Here is a 14,339-nt window from a genome sequence, read left to right as displayed (position 1 = left end):
GACAGACATGTCCGAGATGCGAGGTTGCATGCAGTACATGTGGGAGCGACTTCAGTCGCGACGGGCTTTACCGAGAAAGCCTGTCGCGACTGAAGGACACCTCTGATAACCCCCAAAAGCATATCCATGCACTTGCGAGACACCGACACGCCCAGCCCGCAGGTTCCGGCATCGAGACGTTCGAGATGCCATGGAGCGGCAAAGGCGCATTGGCGATAGACGCGGTGGCGTTGCGGCCGCGTTTTTCATGGACGTCTTGGCATCACGGTCGCTTCGCTCTCCTGTCGCGGCTGAAGCCGCTCCTACAACATGCGCGCGTGCTCTTGTAGGAGCAACTGTCTTCTCACCCGGTTGCCTCTTGCCATGGTGTGCGATCACGCGCCATGGCGTTGAGGCGGATCAGCAGCACGCGCATGCATGCGGTGATGGCCACCTTGGCGGGCTTGCCGCGTGCCCGTAGCTGGTGATAGCGCTCCTTGAAGGAGGCTTGGGTGCGCACGCCGCTCCAACAGGCCATGTAGAGCACCCGTCGGATCGGGGCCCGCCCGCCGCGGATGCGGCGTTTGCCACGGTGCTTGCCGCTGTCCACGTTGTAGGGCGCCACGCCGACCAGAGCCGCGATCTGGCGGCGGTCCAGGGTGCCCAACTCGGGCAGGTAGGCGATCAGGCTGGCCGTGGTGACCTCGCCGATGCCAGGGACCGCGCTCAGCGAGCGCGCCAGTGCATCGTCGAGCTGGTGCTGCACCTGCTTGATCGCCTGGTTCATCCGCTGGAGACGGCGACGCAAGTCGCCGATCTGTTGGATCAGACACTCACGCACGACGGCCAGGGTCGCCTGATGCAACCGACGGCGCTCGTCGTCGCGCTGCTGGACCAGTTGTTCGCGGCGCTGGACCAGCATGCGCAGTTGCTCGCGCAGGGATCGGAAGGCGGCGCGGGCGCTTGCACCAGCTGGGCCATGCGCGCGAGCAAGGCCGCATCCAGCGGATCGGTCTTGGCAATGGTGCCCAAGGCCGTGGCGAACGCGCGCGCGCGGCGCGGATTGATCCGGGTCACCGGGAGGCCTGCCGTGGCCAGGGCGTTCATGACCGCTCGTTCGTAGCCGCCGGTGGCCTCCAGCAGCACGTTGCCGACGCACTGCCCGGCAAGCTGGTCACACAGGCGCTGGTGGCCCTGGGCGGTATTGGGAAAGGACAGCAACTGGTTCAGGGGAAGCACGTGAACGGCCAAGGTGTCCTTGGCCACATCCAGACCAATCCAAAGAGGCATAAGCGTTAGGTAGACTGAGGGACAGGAGAGAGCTGCCTCGTGGCTGCCCACGCTTGTGAAGTTCGAGCGAGCGCTCGTTCAACTGTTCGGGCTAGGCAACGAGGTCGATGTGCGGCCGCCCTGGCTCCTACACGTGCTCGAACACTGCGGCCTGTCGGCGTGCCGCACATCGCTCTCCACTCAAACTGTAGACCAACTTCCAGACACAAGCGGCTTCAGCCGCGACAGAAAAACGCCAAGCCGTCGCCAAGCGTAACTTGGAGCTTTCGGACTGAAGTTTTTGAAGGCGCCATTCAGTCGCGACGGGCTTTCTCGGTAAAGCCCGTCGCGACTCAAGTCGCTCCCACATGGCTTCGCTGGTGCCTCGCTGCTATTCCGGGAGCTTGCGTACGACCGCGGCCAGGGCCTGCATCCTTTTTCCTGTCGCGTGCCACGCGCCGATGACGCCGGGTTCGGGCCGCTGCTGGCGACGAGCGGGGCGGGGCACGCCCCAATCCCGCTACCCCGCTGCACGCGCACGCGCCACGGCGGATAATCGCGGCCATCCCCCTCCAGGAGCCCGCACATGATCCGCGACATCATCCGCATGGGCGACCCGCGCCTGTTGCGCATCGCGCAGCCGGTCGACAATTTCGGCAGCACGCAGTTGCATGCCCTGGTCGCCGACATGTTCGAGACCATGGACGCCGCGCGCGGCGTCGGCCTGGCCGCGCCGCAGATCGCGGTGGACCTGCAACTGATGGTGTTCGGCTTCGACAGCAACGCGCGCTATCCCGATGCGCCGCCGGTGCCGCGCACCGCGCTGGCCAACGTGCAGATCGAGCCGCTGTCCGACGAATTGGAGGACGGCTGGGAAGGCTGCCTGTCCATTCCCGGGCTGCGCGCGGTGATTCCGCGCTACCGGCAGATCCGCTACCGCGGCCTGGATCCGGACGGCAACGCGGTGGTGTGCGAGGCCCAAGGCTTCCATGCGCGGGTGGTGCAGCACGAGCACGACCACCTGATCGGCCGGCTGTACCCGTCGCGGATCCGCGACTTCGGCAAGTTCGGCTTCGAGGACGTGCTGTCCTACGAACTGTAGCGCTCTGGCTGCCCGGCGCTGCCAGCGCAGGCCAGAGATCCGCGCCGCCTGCGGTGCCGCGCTCTTTGTGGGAGCGACTTCAGTCGCGACGCATTACCGGTAACGCCCGTCGCGACTGAAGCCGCTCCCACAGGTCTCCACGGGCCGAGAGCGTCCGAGCCGCAGCAGTTGCCAAAACGCACACGGCCCGCGCGAGGCGGGCCGTGGCGGGTGCTGCAGCAACGCGCTGCGGCTTACTTCAGCGCCTTGAAGCGCAGCCGCTTCGGGCCGGCGTCGTCGCCCATGCGCCGGCGCTTGTCGGCCTCGTACTCGCGGTAGTTGCCCTGGAAGAACTCCACGTGCGAGTCGCCTTCGAAGGCCAGGATGTGGGTCGCGATGCGATCCAGGAACCAGCGGTCGTGCGAGATCACGAAGGTGTTGCCCGGGAACTCCAGCAGCGCATCTTCCAGCGCGCGCAGCGTCTCGATGTCCAGGTCGTTGGACGGTTCGTCGAGCAGCAGCACGTTGCCGCCCTGCAGCAGGGTCTTGGCCATGTGCAAACGCCCGCGTTCGCCGCCGGACAGCGAGCCGACCATCTTCTGCTGGTCCTGGCCCTTGAAGTTGAAGCGGCCGATGTAGGCGCGCGACTGGATCTCCACGCCGTTGATGTTGAGGATGTCCAGCCCGCCGGAAATCTCCTGGAACACGTTGTGGTTGCCTTCCAGCTTGTCGCGGCTCTGGTCCACGTACGACAGCTGCACGGTCGGACCGACCACGATCTCGCCCGAGTCCGGCTTCTCCTGCCCGGTGATCATCTTGAACAGCGTCGACTTGCCGGCGCCGTTGGGGCCGATGATGCCGACGATCGCGCCCGGCGGGATGATCATCGACAGGTTGTCGATCAGCAGGCGGTCGCCGAACTTCTTGGAGACGTTCTTGAACTCCATCACCGCGTTGCCCAGGCGCTCGCCCGGCGGGATGAAGATTTCATTGGTCTCGTTGCGCTTCTGGTAGTCGACCGACTGCAATTCGTCCAGCCGCGCCAGGCGCGCCTTGCCCTTGGAGCGGCCGCCCTTGGCGTTCTGCCGCGCCCACTCCAGTTCTTTCTGGATCGCCTTCTGCCGGGCCTTTTCCTGATTGTCTTCCTGCTTCAGGCGCTCGTCCTTCTGCATCAGCCACTCGGTGTAGTTGCCCTTCCACGGAATGCCGCGGCCGCGGTCCAGTTCCAGGATCCACTCGGCGGCGTTGTCGAGGAAGTAGCGATCGTGGGTCACCGCGACCACGGTGCCGGTGTAGCGCGCCAGGAACTGCTCCAGCCACTCCACCGATTCGGCGTCGAGGTGGTTGGTCGGTTCGTCGAGCAGCAGCATGTCCGGCTTCTGCAGCAGCAGCCGGCACAGCGCGACGCGGCGCTTCTCGCCGCCGGACAGGTTGGCGATCTTGGCGTCCCACGGCGGCAGGCGCAGCGCGTCGGCGGCGACGTCGAGCTGGTTCTCCAGGGTGTGCGCATCGCCGGCGGCGAGGATCGCCTCCAGGCGCTCCTGTTCCTTGGCCAGCGCGTCGAAATCGGCGCCTTCCTCGGCATAGGCGGCGTACACCGCTTCCAACGCGGCCTGCGCCTGCAGCACTTCGCCTACGCCTTCCTCGACCGATTCGCGCACGGTCTTGTTGGGGTCCAGCTCCGGCTCCTGCGCCAGGTAGCCGACCTTGGTGCCGGGCTGTGGACGCGCCTCGCCTTCGAAATCGGTATCCACGCCGGCCATGATCTTCAGCACGGTGGACTTGCCGGCGCCGTTGAGGCCGAGCAGGCCGATCTTCGCGCCCGGGAAGAACGACAGCGAGATGTCCTTGATGATCTGGCGCTTGGGCGGCACGGTCTTGCTGACCCGGTTCATGGTGTAGATGTATTGCGACATGGGGTCTCCGGAAGGCGCAGGACGCCCGCCGGCCGAGGCCGGAAGGCGCGAAATGGATACCCAGGATTATAGCGGCACCGGCACAGGCACGTCGGCTGCCGGCCTGCATGCGCCGGTCGCCAACGCGGTGCCGGGAGTGGCCAGGTTCAGCTCGCCGCGGCGCGCATCAGGTGGCGCTGGCGCTGCCTGTAGAGCAAGGTGCAGCCCACCAGCAACAGCATCGCCAGCCATTCGCTGCCCAATGCCGCCTGCATCGCCGCCAGGCTGCCGCCGCCGCGCGCATGCGCGTAGACCGCGCCCAGCGCCGCCGGGCCGAGACCCATCGCCGCCTGCAGGACGGTGGAGAGCATGGCGCTGCCCGCGCCCGCATGCTCGGTCGGCACCTGCGACAGGCCGATGCGGTAGAAGCAGGCCACGATCCACGCCTGTCCGGCGCCGATCAGCGCCGTCGCCGGCGCCAGCGCCAGCCAGCCGGGATGCGGCCAGACCACGTGCAAGGTCCACCCCAGCGCGAGCAGGCCCAGCATCTGCACCGTGCAGCCCAGCAGCAACGCCGGCAGCAGCCCGAACCGGGCCACTCCGCGCGCACTAACCAGCGCCGAACAGAAGTACGCCGCGCCGAGCACGATGAAGGCATTGCCCGACTGCAGCGGCGACAGCCCGGCGCCCGACTGCAGGGTCAGCGCCAGCACGAACATGAAGCCGCTCCAGCAGGTGAAGAACAGCGCGCCCAGCAGCAGCGCGAAGCGCACGCTGGGCAGGCGCAGCAGCGCCGGCGGCAGCAGCGGCACGCGGCCACGGCGCTGCTGCCAGGCTTCGGTGCGGGCCAGCGCCGCCAGCAAGGGCAGCGTGGCGGCCAGCGCCGCCAGGCATGGCGCCGACCAGTGCAGCGTGGGGCCGAGCGCCAGCGGCAGCAGCAGACAGACCAGGAACAGCCCCAGCAACCCGGCGCCGGCCAGATCGGGCGGCATCCGCCGCACGGCGCGCGTCTCCGGCACCGCGCGCAGGCCGGCCAGCGCCAGGACGCAGAACGGCAGGTTGATCAGGAAGATGGCGCGCCAGCCGGACCCGGCGATGTCGGCGGTGACCAGGGTGCCGCCCAGCACTTGGCCGATGACGAAGGCGATGCCGCCCAGCGAGCCGTACAGCGCCAGCGCCCGCGCATGCGCGGCGCCGCGCAGGCTGACGTGGATGGTGGCGAGGATCTGCGGCACCGCCAGCGCCGCGCCCAGGCCCTGCAGCACGCGGCCTGCGAGCAGCGCGGCCACCGATCCGGCCAGCCCGCACAGCAGCGAGGCCACCGCGAACAGCAGCACGCCGGCGGCGAACACCCGGCGCCGGCCCAGGTTGTCGCCCAGCCGCCCGCCTGCGGCCAGGCCCACCGCGAAGGCCACTCCGTACACCGCCACGATCAGCTCCAGCGCCGTCGCCGACGCATGCAGCGTGTGCGCGATGGAGCCCAGGGCGACGTTGATGATGGAAAAGTCGATCAGCGGCAGCATCTGCCCGAGCAGCAGGATCGCCAGGCCCCAGGCGCCCAGCGTCGGCGGCGAGGCGCTGGCGCATGCCGGCGGCTGCCGGTCGAGGCGGTCGAGGGAATGGGCGGCGGTGGGAGCGCAGGAGGTCGTCATGGCGCGCAGTATGGGAAGCGCTTAAACTGGTACAAGTAGTTATTTATCCTGGTATTGGCGCTCCCTGCCTGCGGCTCGGAGCGCCGCGATGAAGCAGGGAGGAGGTCGAATGACGGGTGATCTGGTGAATCCCATGGCCAACGCCTCGGGTGGCGGCAGCGATGCCGCGCATGGCCCCGCGCTGGCGGTCGAACGTGCGCGTGCGCTCGGCGCTTTCCTGCGGGCGCGCCGCGAGAGCCTGGATCCGGCGCGGCTGGGCGTGCCGCGTGTCGGCAGGCGCCGCACGCCGGGCCTGCGACGCGAGGAGGTGGCTGCGCTGGCCGATGTCGGCGTCACCTGGTACACCTGGCTCGAACAGGGGCGTCCGGTGCGCGCCTCGGCGCGGGTGCTGACCGCGATCGCCACCGCCCTGCAGTGTTCGGATGTGGAAACCGGCCACGTGCTGGCGCTGGCCGGATTGGGCGATGCGGCGCCCCGGCTGCAGCCGCCGTGCGAGCGCTTGACCGACACCGGGCGCATGCTGCTCGATCAGCTCGGCCCTTGGCCGGCGATGCTGCAGAGTCCGCGCTTCGACATCCTCGGCGCCAATCCGGCCTTCGAGCGACTGATGGGGGTGACCCTGGCGGAGCTGCCGGAAGCCGACCGCAACTGCGTCTACCAGGCGTTCACCAACCCGCATTGGCGCGCCCGCCTGGTCGATCAGGACAACGTCTTGCAGCACATGGTGGCGCTGTTGCGCGCGGCGATGGGCGAGCATCTCGGCGAACCAGCCTGGGAGCGCCTGCTGGCGCGCTATCGCGCCGCCTCGCCGGAGTTCGATGATCTGTGGCAGCAGCGGCGCGAGGTGCGCGGGGTGGAAAACCAGCTCAAGCGCTTCCACCACCCGCAGCTGGGCGAACTGCAGCTGCAGCAGGTCAACTGGTGGTCGGCGCCGCGCAACGGCAATCGGCTGGTGGTGTACCTGCCTGCCGACGAGGCGGCGCGGGCCGCGTTGCTGCAGCTGCATGCGCAATCGACCGAGGTGGCCGCACCGGCGCAGCGCCACTGAGCGTCGCCGCGGGGAAACAAGCCTGCGGAAATGCCGCTGTGGACCGGACAAACGTGCCGAAACGTAATGCGCGCTTACCCGTTTCGGTAAAGCTGAATACGTAACCGTTTCCAGCAGGAAGCGGTTCAGACGCACAGCGCATTAATGCAGTCGTGACACCAAAAGTGACGGAGCAGCCATGAACATCAAACGCATTGCCACCCTTGCCCTTTCGTCCCTGCTGGCGCTGGGTTTCATGGCGCCCGCGGCGTACGCCCGCGACGGCTGGGACGACCGCGATCCGCGCGGCTGGCACGACCGCGATCACGACCGCCGCGACTACGACCGGCGCGATCGCGACCGTTACTGGCGCGAGCGCGAACGCCACGACGACCGCCGCTACTACAGCCAGGGCTACCGCGATGGTTACCGCAGCCGCCCGGACGTCGTCTACTACCGTCCGGGCCCTCCCGGCCCGCCGCCGTGGGCGCGCGGCCAGCGCTACTACGGTCCCAACTACGTGGTCTACGACTACGACCGCTACCAGGTGCGACGCCCGCCGTACGGCTACCGCTGGGTGCGCGACGACCGCGGCAATCTGCTGATGGTCGCCATTGCCAGCGGCATCATCGCCGACCTGGTGCTCAACGGCCGCTGATCGGGCCACACGGCACGCCACGACGGCCTCCTTCGGGAGGCCGTCGTCGTTTTGGTTCGCCGCCGGCCCTGCGCGGGGCTTAAACTAGCGGTCTGCCTTTTGTCCATGCCCCCTGGAGACCCGATGTTCCCGCGTGCCGCCCGCATCGAAACCTACGATCCCGAACTGGCCCAGGCCATCGCCGCCGAAGCCGGTCGCCAGGAAGACCACGTCGAGCTGATCGCCAGCGAGAACTATTGCAGCCCGCTGGTGATGGAAGCCCAGGGCAGCCAGCTGACCAACAAGTACGCCGAGGGCTACCCGGGCAAGCGCTACTACGGCGGCTGCGAGTTCGTCGATATCGCCGAGCAGCTGGCGATCGACCGGGTCAAGCAGCTGTTCGGTGCGGACTACGCGAACGTACAGCCGCACAGCGGTTCGCAGGCCAACCAGGCGGTGTACCTGGCGCTGCTGCAGCCCGGCGACACCATCCTGGGCATGTCGCTGGCCCATGGCGGCCACCTCACCCACGGCGCCAAGGTCAACGCGTCCGGCAAGCTGTTCAACGCGGTGCAGTACGGCGTGAACGAGCAGGGCCTGATCGATTACGACGAGGTCGAGCGGCTGGCGCTGGAGCACAAGCCGAAGATGGTCGTGGCCGGTTTCTCCGCGTATTCGCAGAAGATCGACTGGGCGCGCTTCCGCGCCATCGCCGACAAGGTCGATGCGGTGCTGTTCGTGGACATGGCGCACGTGGCCGGGCTGGTCGCCGCCGGCGTGTATCCGAGCCCGCTGGAGCACGCGCACGTGGTCACCTCGACCACCCACAAGACCCTGCGCGGCCCGCGCGGCGGCATCATCCTGGCCAAGGGCGCGAGCGAGGACCTGGTCAAGAAGCTGCAGTCGATCGTGTTCCCGGGCATCCAGGGCGGTCCGCTGATGCACGTGATCGCAGCCAAGGCGGTGGCGTTCAAGGAAGCGCTGGAGCCGGAGTTCGCCACCTACCAGCAGCAGGTGGTGAAGAACGCCCAGGCGATGGCCAAGACCCTGATCGCGCGCGGCTACAAGATCGTCTCCGGCGGCACCGAGAACCATCTGATGCTGGTGGACATGATCGGCAAGGACGTGTCCGGCAAGGATGCGGAAGCGGCGCTGGGCAAGGCGCACATCACCGTCAACAAGAACTCGGTGCCCAACGATCCGCGCTCGCCGTTCGTGACCTCGGGCCTGCGCCTGGGCACCCCGGCCATCACCACCCGCGGCTACCTGGAGCAGGACAGCATCGACCTGGCCAACTGGATCGCCGACGTGCTCGACGCCCCCGCCGACGAAGCGGTCATCGCCCGCGTGCGCGACGCGGTGACCGCGCAGTGCCGCAAGTATCCGGTGTATGGCTGAGAGGCGGGGATTCGGGAATGGGGATTCGGGATTGGCCAACGGCCATTCCCGTGGACCCGCACGTTTCCGAATCCCCAATCTCCAATCCCCAATCCCGGCACTCTGAATGCACTGCCCCTTCTGCCAGCACACCGATACCCGCGTGATCGACTCGCGCGTGTCCGAGGACGGCGCGACGATCCGTCGCCGCCGCGAGTGCGAGGCGTGCGGCGAGCGGTTCAGCACGCTGGAGACGATCGAGCTGAAGCTGCCGACGGTGATCAAGAGCGATGGCGGCCGCGAGGCCTTCGATGCGCGCAAGCTGCGCACCAGCTTCGACCGCGCGTTGCAGAAGCGGCCGGTGTCCGAGGAGCAGATCGAGGCGGCGGTGCGCGCGGTGGTGCACCAGCTGCGCATGTCGGGCGAGCGCGAATTGCCGTCGATCCGGGTCGGCGAATACGTGATGGCCGAACTGCGCAAGCTGGACCACGTCGGCTACGTGCGTTTCGCCTCGGTGTACCGCAGCTTCCAGGACGTGGCCGATTTCCGCGAGGAGATCGAGAAGCTCGAGCGCGAATTGCCGGTGGGCAGCGAGCAGTTGCCGCTGCTGGACCTGGTCCGCGCCGACAAGCCGGGCGACAAGTCCGGCAAGCGCTGAGAGCGGCATGCGCATCGTTTGCCTGGCCGAGGCGTCGCAGCATATTTCCGCATTGGCCCGCGAACATCTGCAGGCCTTCGGCGAGCTGCTGCCGGAGTGGAGCGTGGTCGAGGCCGAAGCCGATCTGCGCAGCCATCGCTGCGACAGCCGCATCCCGACCAGCTGGATCGCGCTGGACGGCGACGACTGGCTGGGCTCGGTCAGCCTGCTGCAGAACGACGATGCGCGCATCCGCCAGTTCTCGCCGTGGCTGGCGACGCTGTACGTGCGCCCGCAGGCGCGCAGCGGCGGCGTCGGCGCGCGACTGGTCGCGCATTGCGTGCAGGCTGCGGCGCGGTTGCAGCCGGGCCCGCTGTACCTGTATTGCGAACCGCGCTTGGTGCCGTACTACGAAGGCCTGGGCTGGCAGCCGCATGTGCAGCTGCCGTTGGGGCCGCTGCAGGTGACGGTGATGCGTATCGACGCCGGCACGCTGGCGGCAGCAGCGCAGACCGCATGAGCCCGGACGTCATGAGCGCGGACGTCATGAGCGAATTCTCCGCCGACGATCATCGGCACATGGCGCAGGCGCTGCGCCTGGCCGAGCGCGGCGCCTACACCACGCGCCCCAATCCGATGGTCGGCTGCGTGATCGTGCGCGACGGCGAGGTGGTGGGCGAGGGCTTCCACCAGCGTGCCGGCGGCCCGCATGCGGAGGTGTTCGCGTTGCGCGATGCCGGCGCGCGCGCGCGCGGCGCCACCGCCTACGTGACCCTGGAGCCCTGCGCGCACTACGGGCGCACCCCGCCGTGCGCGCTGGCGCTGATCGAGGCCGGGGTGACACGGGTGGTGGCGGCGATGGCCGATCCGTTTCCGCAGGTCAACGGCGGTGGTTTCGCGCTGCTGCGCGAGGCCGGCATCGAGGTTCGCTCCGGGCTGATGGACGCGCAGGCGCGCGCGTTGAATCGCGGTTTCCTATCGCGCGTGGAACGCGGCCGGCCGTGGCTGCGGATCAAGCTCGGCGCCAGCCTGGATGGGCGCACCGCGCTGGCCAGCGGCGAGTCGAAGTGGATCACCGGCGCGCCCGCGCGCCAGGACGTGCAGCGCTGGCGCGCGCGCGCCGGGGCGATCCTCACCGGCGCCGGCACCGTGCTGGCCGACGATCCGTCGCTGACGGTACGCCTGGGCGATGGCGCCGAGGCCGTGCCGCCGTTGCGCGTGGTGCTGGATGCGCAGCTGCGCACGCTGCAGCAGGCCAAGGTGCGCGATGCGGCAGCGCCGACCCTGTATTTGCATGCGCCGGGCATGGCGCCACCATCGCTGCCTGGGGTCGAGTTCGCTGAAGTCGCGTTGCAGGCGGGCCGCTTCGATCTGCACGCGGTGCTGCAACTGCTCGCCGCGCGCGGCATCAACGAGGTGCAGGTCGAGGCCGGCGCGACCCTGAGCGGCGCGCTGCTGCGCGCCGGCCTGGCCGACGAGCTGTTGCTGTACCTGGCGCCGCTGCTGCTCGGCGATGCCGCACGTCCGCTGCTGGCCGGGCTGGGCATCGACACGATGGCGCAGCGTCAGGAGCTGCAGCTGCGCGACGTGGCGCAACTGGGGCAGGATCTGCGCTTGCGCTACACGCCCGCGACGCGCTGAGCGCGGCGGCGGCAGATCCACAAATACGAAGGGCACGCATGCGGTATGCGCATGCGTGCCCTTCGCGCGATCACGGCGCGACGCGCCGGATCAGAAGCTGGCGCGCACGCCGACCTTGTACTGGTTGGCGTTGTCGATGAACTCCACTTCGCCGACCAGGCCCCAGGTGCGGGTGAAGTTGACCTGGCCGCCGACGGTGCCGACGAACTCGCCCTGGTCCACGTCGCTGCCGTCGATGTAGCCGGCCTTCACCCAGGCTTCGGTACGCGGGGAGGGCTTGCCGCGCAGGCCGACGTTGATCGTGCCCAGCGTGTTGGAGTCGGATGCGCGGGCCAGACGGCGGCCGTTTTCGCGCAGATCGGCCTCGGCCTTCACCCGCAGCACGCTGACGTCGGCGGTGAAGTCCACGCGCTCGGTCATTTCCTGGCGGTAGCCGATGCCCAGGCTGGCCTGCTGCACGGTGACCTTGCTGGAGTAGAGCGTGGCGACGGTGAAATCGTCGCTGTCGCGCTGATAGCCGGCGAACACGTACACCGGCTCGGCGATCTGCCAGGAACCGCGCAGGTAGCCGCCGTCGATGTCCTCGGACGTCTCGTCGACGTTGATGTCGGTACGGTTCCAGCCGCCTTCGACGTAGCTGTAGCTCAGGCCTTCGGCATGGGCGGCAAACGGTGCGGCCGCCAGCATGGCAGCCAGAATCAGGGTGTTGCGCATTGGGTGTTTCTCTCCGAATTGATGTCCGTGTCTTCGCCTCGTTGCGAGGCGAAAAAGCGACGTGTCCTGTCGCGGCGCGGACCTTAACTTATTCTTCACATGGCGGGCCATCGGGAATTTCCCGACACGACGCAGCGTCCTGCCAGTGGCGCGCCCCTCGGCCGCGCTGCGGTGCATGCCGCTGCTAGAATGCGCACGCCGGTTCGCCGGCAACCACAAACGTCTTCAGGGCGGGGTGCGATTCCCCACCGGCGGTAGGTGCGTTCGCGCACGAGCCCGCGAGCGCTTGGGTCGTCGGGCCGGCAGGTAGCTGCTGGCGCGGAGGCGCAAGGTCAGCAGATCCGGTCCGATGCCGGAGCCGACGGTATAGTCCGGATGAAAGAAGACGGCCTTCGCGCAGCCTTGCGGCTGTGCGCGCGCCTGTATGCCTTGTGGCGTTTTTCGCTCACCATTTTTGCGAGAAACGTTTATGTTCACCGGAATCATCGAAGGCGTCGGCCGCCTGGCCGCGCGCCAGCCGCAGGGCGGCGATCTCCGCTTCACCTTCTCCACCGGCAGCCTGCCGTTCGCCGACGTGCAGCTCGGCGAGAGCATCGCGGTCAACGGCGTGTGCCTGACCGTCGTCGCCTTCGACGCGGCATCGTTCCAGGCCGATGCGTCCACCGAGACCCTGTCCCTGACCACGCTCGGCGCGCTCGCCGAAGGCGCGGTGCTGAACCTGGAGCGGGCGATGCGCCCGAGCGACCGGCTCGGCGGGCATCTGGTCAGCGGCCATGTCGATGGTCTCGGCAGCGTGCTGTCGATCCACGAGGACGCGCGCGCGCAGCGCTGGCGCTTCGCCGCGCCGCCGGCGCTGCTGCGCTACATCGCCAAGAAGGGCTCGATCTGCGTGGACGGGGTCAGCCTGACCGTCAACGACGTGGACGCTGCCGGCTTCGAGGTGGCGCTGATCCCGCACACGGTGGCGAACACCGCGTTCGCGCATACCGTGGTCGGCGCGGCGGTGAACCTGGAGATCGACCTGGTCGCGCGCTACGTCGAACGCCTGCTGCAAGGCCGCCAGGACTGACCTGCGCCGCACCGCCCCTTTTGCCGTGCCGTCGCCGCTGCCCGCGGCGGCGCGCGGCGCCTTCCGTTTTTCTGCGAGTCCCTCATGTCGCCATCCACCACCCCTAGCCTGAACTTCGCCCCCGTCCCCGAGCTGCTGGAGGAAATCCGCGCCGGTCGCATGGTGGTCATCGTCGACGACGAGGACCGCGAGAACGAGGGCGACCTGATCATGGCCGCCGAGCTGGTCAAGCCCTCGGACATCAATTTCATGGTCACCCATGCGCGCGGCCTGGTGTGCCTGTCGCTGACCCGCGAGCGCTGCGCGCAGCTGGGCCTGGCGCCGATGGTCCAGCACAACACCGCGCAGTTCCACACCAACTTCACCGTCAGCATCGAGGCCGCCGAGGGCGTCACCACCGGCATCTCCGCCTACGACCGCGCGCATACGGTGCGCACCGCGGTCAAACCCGACGCCAAGCCGCACGATCTGAGCCAGCCCGGGCACATCTTCCCGCTGATCGCCCAGCCTGGCGGCGTGCTGACCCGCGCCGGCCACACCGAGGCCGCCGGCGACCTGCCGCTGCTGGCCGGGCTGGAGCCGGCCGGGGTGCTGGTGGAAGTGCTCAATCCCGACGGCAGCATGGCGCGGCGCCCGCAGCTGGAGGAGTTCGCGCGGCTGCATGGGCTGAAGATGGGTTCGATCGCCGACCTGATCGCCTACCGCCTGGCCACCGAACACACCGTGGAGCGCATCGACGAGCGCGCCATCGAGACCGAGTTCGGCAGCTTCACCCTGGTCACCTACCGCGACCGCATCGCCCACGACCTGCATTTCGCGCTGGTCCGCGGCACCCCGGACGCGGACACGCCGACCCTGGTGCGGGTGCAGGTGGAGAACCCGCTGGCCGACCTGCTGCACTGGCGCCGCGACGATTTCGGCGTGGCCGCCAGCGACGCGCTGCGCGCGATCGCCGCCGCCGACAACGGGGTCATGGTGGTGCTGTCGGCGCCGCGCGACAGCCAGGCGCTGCTGGCGCGGCTGCGCAAGCAGCCGGACGTGGCCGCCAACAGCAAGGACGTGGGGCAGTGGCGGCGCAACGGCGCCGGCAGCCAGATCCTGGCCGACCTGGGCCTGGGCAAGCTGCGCGTGCTGGGCACCCCGCGCCGCCAGGTCGGCCTGGCCGGATTCGGGCTGGAGGTGGTGGAGCATGTGGAGTTGGAGCCGGGAGTGGGGATTCGGGATTCGGGATTGGCAAAAGCGGGAGTCGGGAAAGGCTGATTCCCTTACGCTGCTTCGCTATCGGCGCTGCAAGCGCTTCCGGGGCCCGAGCCCGGAACACGCCGCCTGCTAAACTCTCCCACCCACTGAACCTGCCACCG

The 14,339-nt window shown here is 68.8% G+C and carries 14 protein-coding genes and 1 riboswitch; of the genes, 9 read left to right on the top strand and 5 right to left on the bottom strand.

Annotated features, from left to right (window positions below):
- Window positions 1-343: 343 nt before the first annotated feature.
- On the bottom strand, window positions 344-901 hold the full coding sequence (locus tag AB3X08_RS18280; RefSeq protein WP_369934171.1) for a transposase: 558 nt from the start codon (window positions 899-901) through the stop codon (window positions 344-346).
- Entirely contained in the window at window positions 805-1,245 is a 441-nt protein-coding gene (locus tag AB3X08_RS18275; RefSeq protein ID WP_369934169.1) for an IS110 family transposase, read from the bottom strand. Before AB3X08_RS18275 ends, AB3X08_RS18280 begins: the two co-directional genes overlap by 97 nt.
- A gap of 589 nt (window positions 1,246-1,834) precedes the next feature.
- Between AB3X08_RS18275 and def the strand changes: the two genes are divergently transcribed.
- Window positions 1,835-2,350, top strand: a complete 516-nt coding sequence (def, locus tag AB3X08_RS18270; protein WP_369934167.1) for a peptide deformylase — start codon at window positions 1,835-1,837, stop codon at window positions 2,348-2,350.
- Window positions 2,351-2,583: 233 nt separating this feature from the next.
- Here the strand turns inward: def and ettA are convergent, their stop codons facing one another.
- On the bottom strand, window positions 2,584-4,245 hold the full coding sequence (ettA, locus tag AB3X08_RS18265; RefSeq protein ID WP_369934166.1) for an energy-dependent translational throttle protein EttA: 1,662 nt from the start codon (window positions 4,243-4,245) through the stop codon (window positions 2,584-2,586).
- Between the two features lie 146 nt (window positions 4,246-4,391).
- On the bottom strand, window positions 4,392-5,876 hold the full coding sequence (locus AB3X08_RS18260; protein WP_369934165.1) for an MFS transporter: 1,485 nt from the start codon (window positions 5,874-5,876) through the stop codon (window positions 4,392-4,394).
- 109 nt (window positions 5,877-5,985) lie between these two features.
- Between AB3X08_RS18260 and AB3X08_RS18255 the strand changes: the two genes are divergently transcribed.
- The 6 genes from AB3X08_RS18255 to ribD all read left to right on the top strand — a co-directional run bounded on the left by AB3X08_RS18255 (window position 5,986) and on the right by ribD (window position 11,195).
- Entirely contained in the window at window positions 5,986-6,924 is a 939-nt protein-coding gene (locus AB3X08_RS18255) for a helix-turn-helix transcriptional regulator (RefSeq protein WP_369934164.1), read from the top strand.
- A gap of 178 nt (window positions 6,925-7,102) precedes the next feature.
- Window positions 7,103-7,561 carry an RcnB family protein gene (locus AB3X08_RS18250; protein ID WP_369934163.1) on the top strand — a complete coding sequence of 153 codons (459 nt, stop codon included), beginning with the start codon at window positions 7,103-7,105 and terminating at the stop codon, window positions 7,559-7,561.
- Window positions 7,562-7,684: 123 nt separating this feature from the next.
- Window positions 7,685-8,938: a serine hydroxymethyltransferase gene (gene glyA / locus AB3X08_RS18245; protein WP_369934162.1), complete on the top strand. Its 1,254-nt coding sequence runs from the start codon at window positions 7,685-7,687 to the stop codon at window positions 8,936-8,938.
- A 106-nt stretch (window positions 8,939-9,044) separates the two neighbouring features.
- Entirely contained in the window at window positions 9,045-9,575 is a 531-nt protein-coding gene (nrdR, locus tag AB3X08_RS18240; protein WP_369934161.1) for a transcriptional regulator NrdR, read from the top strand.
- A 7-nt stretch (window positions 9,576-9,582) separates the two neighbouring features.
- Window positions 9,583-10,074 (top strand): GNAT family N-acetyltransferase, encoded by a 492-nt coding sequence (locus tag AB3X08_RS18235; protein ID WP_369934160.1) that lies wholly within the window; start codon window positions 9,583-9,585, stop codon window positions 10,072-10,074.
- Between the two features lie 11 nt (window positions 10,075-10,085).
- Window positions 10,086-11,195: a bifunctional diaminohydroxyphosphoribosylaminopyrimidine deaminase/5-amino-6-(5-phosphoribosylamino)uracil reductase RibD gene (gene ribD / locus AB3X08_RS18230; RefSeq protein ID WP_369934159.1), complete on the top strand. Its 1,110-nt coding sequence runs from the start codon at window positions 10,086-10,088 to the stop codon at window positions 11,193-11,195.
- 90 nt (window positions 11,196-11,285) lie between these two features.
- Here the strand turns inward: ribD and AB3X08_RS18225 are convergent, their stop codons facing one another.
- On the bottom strand, window positions 11,286-11,909 hold the full coding sequence (locus tag AB3X08_RS18225; protein WP_369934158.1) for an outer membrane beta-barrel protein: 624 nt from the start codon (window positions 11,907-11,909) through the stop codon (window positions 11,286-11,288).
- A 217-nt stretch (window positions 11,910-12,126) separates the two neighbouring features.
- A riboswitch (FMN riboswitch) is annotated at window positions 12,127-12,300 on the top strand.
- Between the two features lie 78 nt (window positions 12,301-12,378).
- Between AB3X08_RS18225 and AB3X08_RS18220 the strand changes: the two genes are divergently transcribed.
- Together AB3X08_RS18220 and ribB are read left to right on the top strand one after the other, a co-directional pair.
- Window positions 12,379-12,978 carry a riboflavin synthase gene (locus tag AB3X08_RS18220; RefSeq protein ID WP_369934157.1) on the top strand — a complete coding sequence of 200 codons (600 nt, stop codon included), beginning with the start codon at window positions 12,379-12,381 and terminating at the stop codon, window positions 12,976-12,978.
- 108 nt (window positions 12,979-13,086) lie between these two features.
- Window positions 13,087-14,238: a 3,4-dihydroxy-2-butanone-4-phosphate synthase gene (ribB, locus tag AB3X08_RS18215; RefSeq protein ID WP_369938569.1), complete on the top strand. Its 1,152-nt coding sequence runs from the start codon at window positions 13,087-13,089 to the stop codon at window positions 14,236-14,238.
- Window positions 14,239-14,339 lie beyond the last annotated feature (101 nt).

The sequence above is a fragment of the Xanthomonas sp. DAR 34887 genome (genome assembly GCF_041245805.1).
Taxonomy (GTDB): Bacteria; Pseudomonadota; Gammaproteobacteria; order Xanthomonadales; family Xanthomonadaceae; genus Xanthomonas_A; species Xanthomonas_A tesorieronis.
The sequence above is the reverse complement of the archived record's forward strand: the minus strand, read 5'-3'. Positions and strand labels throughout refer to the sequence as shown.

Excerpts from the sequence above, each read along its gene's own strand:
- AB3X08_RS18280 (WP_369934171.1), bottom strand. The coding sequence starts at position 901 with ATGCTGGTCCAGCGCCGCGAACAACTGGTCCAGCAGCGCGACGACGAG.
- def (WP_369934167.1), top strand. The coding sequence starts at position 1,835 with ATGATCCGCGACATCATCCGCATGGGCGACCCGCGCCTGTTGCGCATC.
- ettA (WP_369934166.1), bottom strand. The coding sequence starts at position 4,245 with ATGTCGCAATACATCTACACCATGAACCGGGTCAGCAAGACCGTGCCG.
- AB3X08_RS18260 (WP_369934165.1), bottom strand. The coding sequence starts at position 5,876 with ATGACGACCTCCTGCGCTCCCACCGCCGCCCATTCCCTCGACCGCCTC.
- AB3X08_RS18255 (WP_369934164.1), top strand. The coding sequence starts at position 5,986 with ATGACGGGTGATCTGGTGAATCCCATGGCCAACGCCTCGGGTGGCGGC.
- AB3X08_RS18250 (WP_369934163.1), top strand. The coding sequence starts at position 7,103 with ATGAACATCAAACGCATTGCCACCCTTGCCCTTTCGTCCCTGCTGGCG.
- glyA (WP_369934162.1), top strand. The coding sequence starts at position 7,685 with ATGTTCCCGCGTGCCGCCCGCATCGAAACCTACGATCCCGAACTGGCC.
- nrdR (WP_369934161.1), top strand. The coding sequence starts at position 9,045 with ATGCACTGCCCCTTCTGCCAGCACACCGATACCCGCGTGATCGACTCG.
- AB3X08_RS18235 (WP_369934160.1), top strand. The coding sequence starts at position 9,583 with ATGCGCATCGTTTGCCTGGCCGAGGCGTCGCAGCATATTTCCGCATTG.
- ribD (WP_369934159.1), top strand. The coding sequence starts at position 10,086 with ATGAGCGCGGACGTCATGAGCGAATTCTCCGCCGACGATCATCGGCAC.
- AB3X08_RS18225 (WP_369934158.1), bottom strand. The coding sequence starts at position 11,909 with ATGCGCAACACCCTGATTCTGGCTGCCATGCTGGCGGCCGCACCGTTT.
- AB3X08_RS18220 (WP_369934157.1), top strand. The coding sequence starts at position 12,379 with ATGTTCACCGGAATCATCGAAGGCGTCGGCCGCCTGGCCGCGCGCCAG.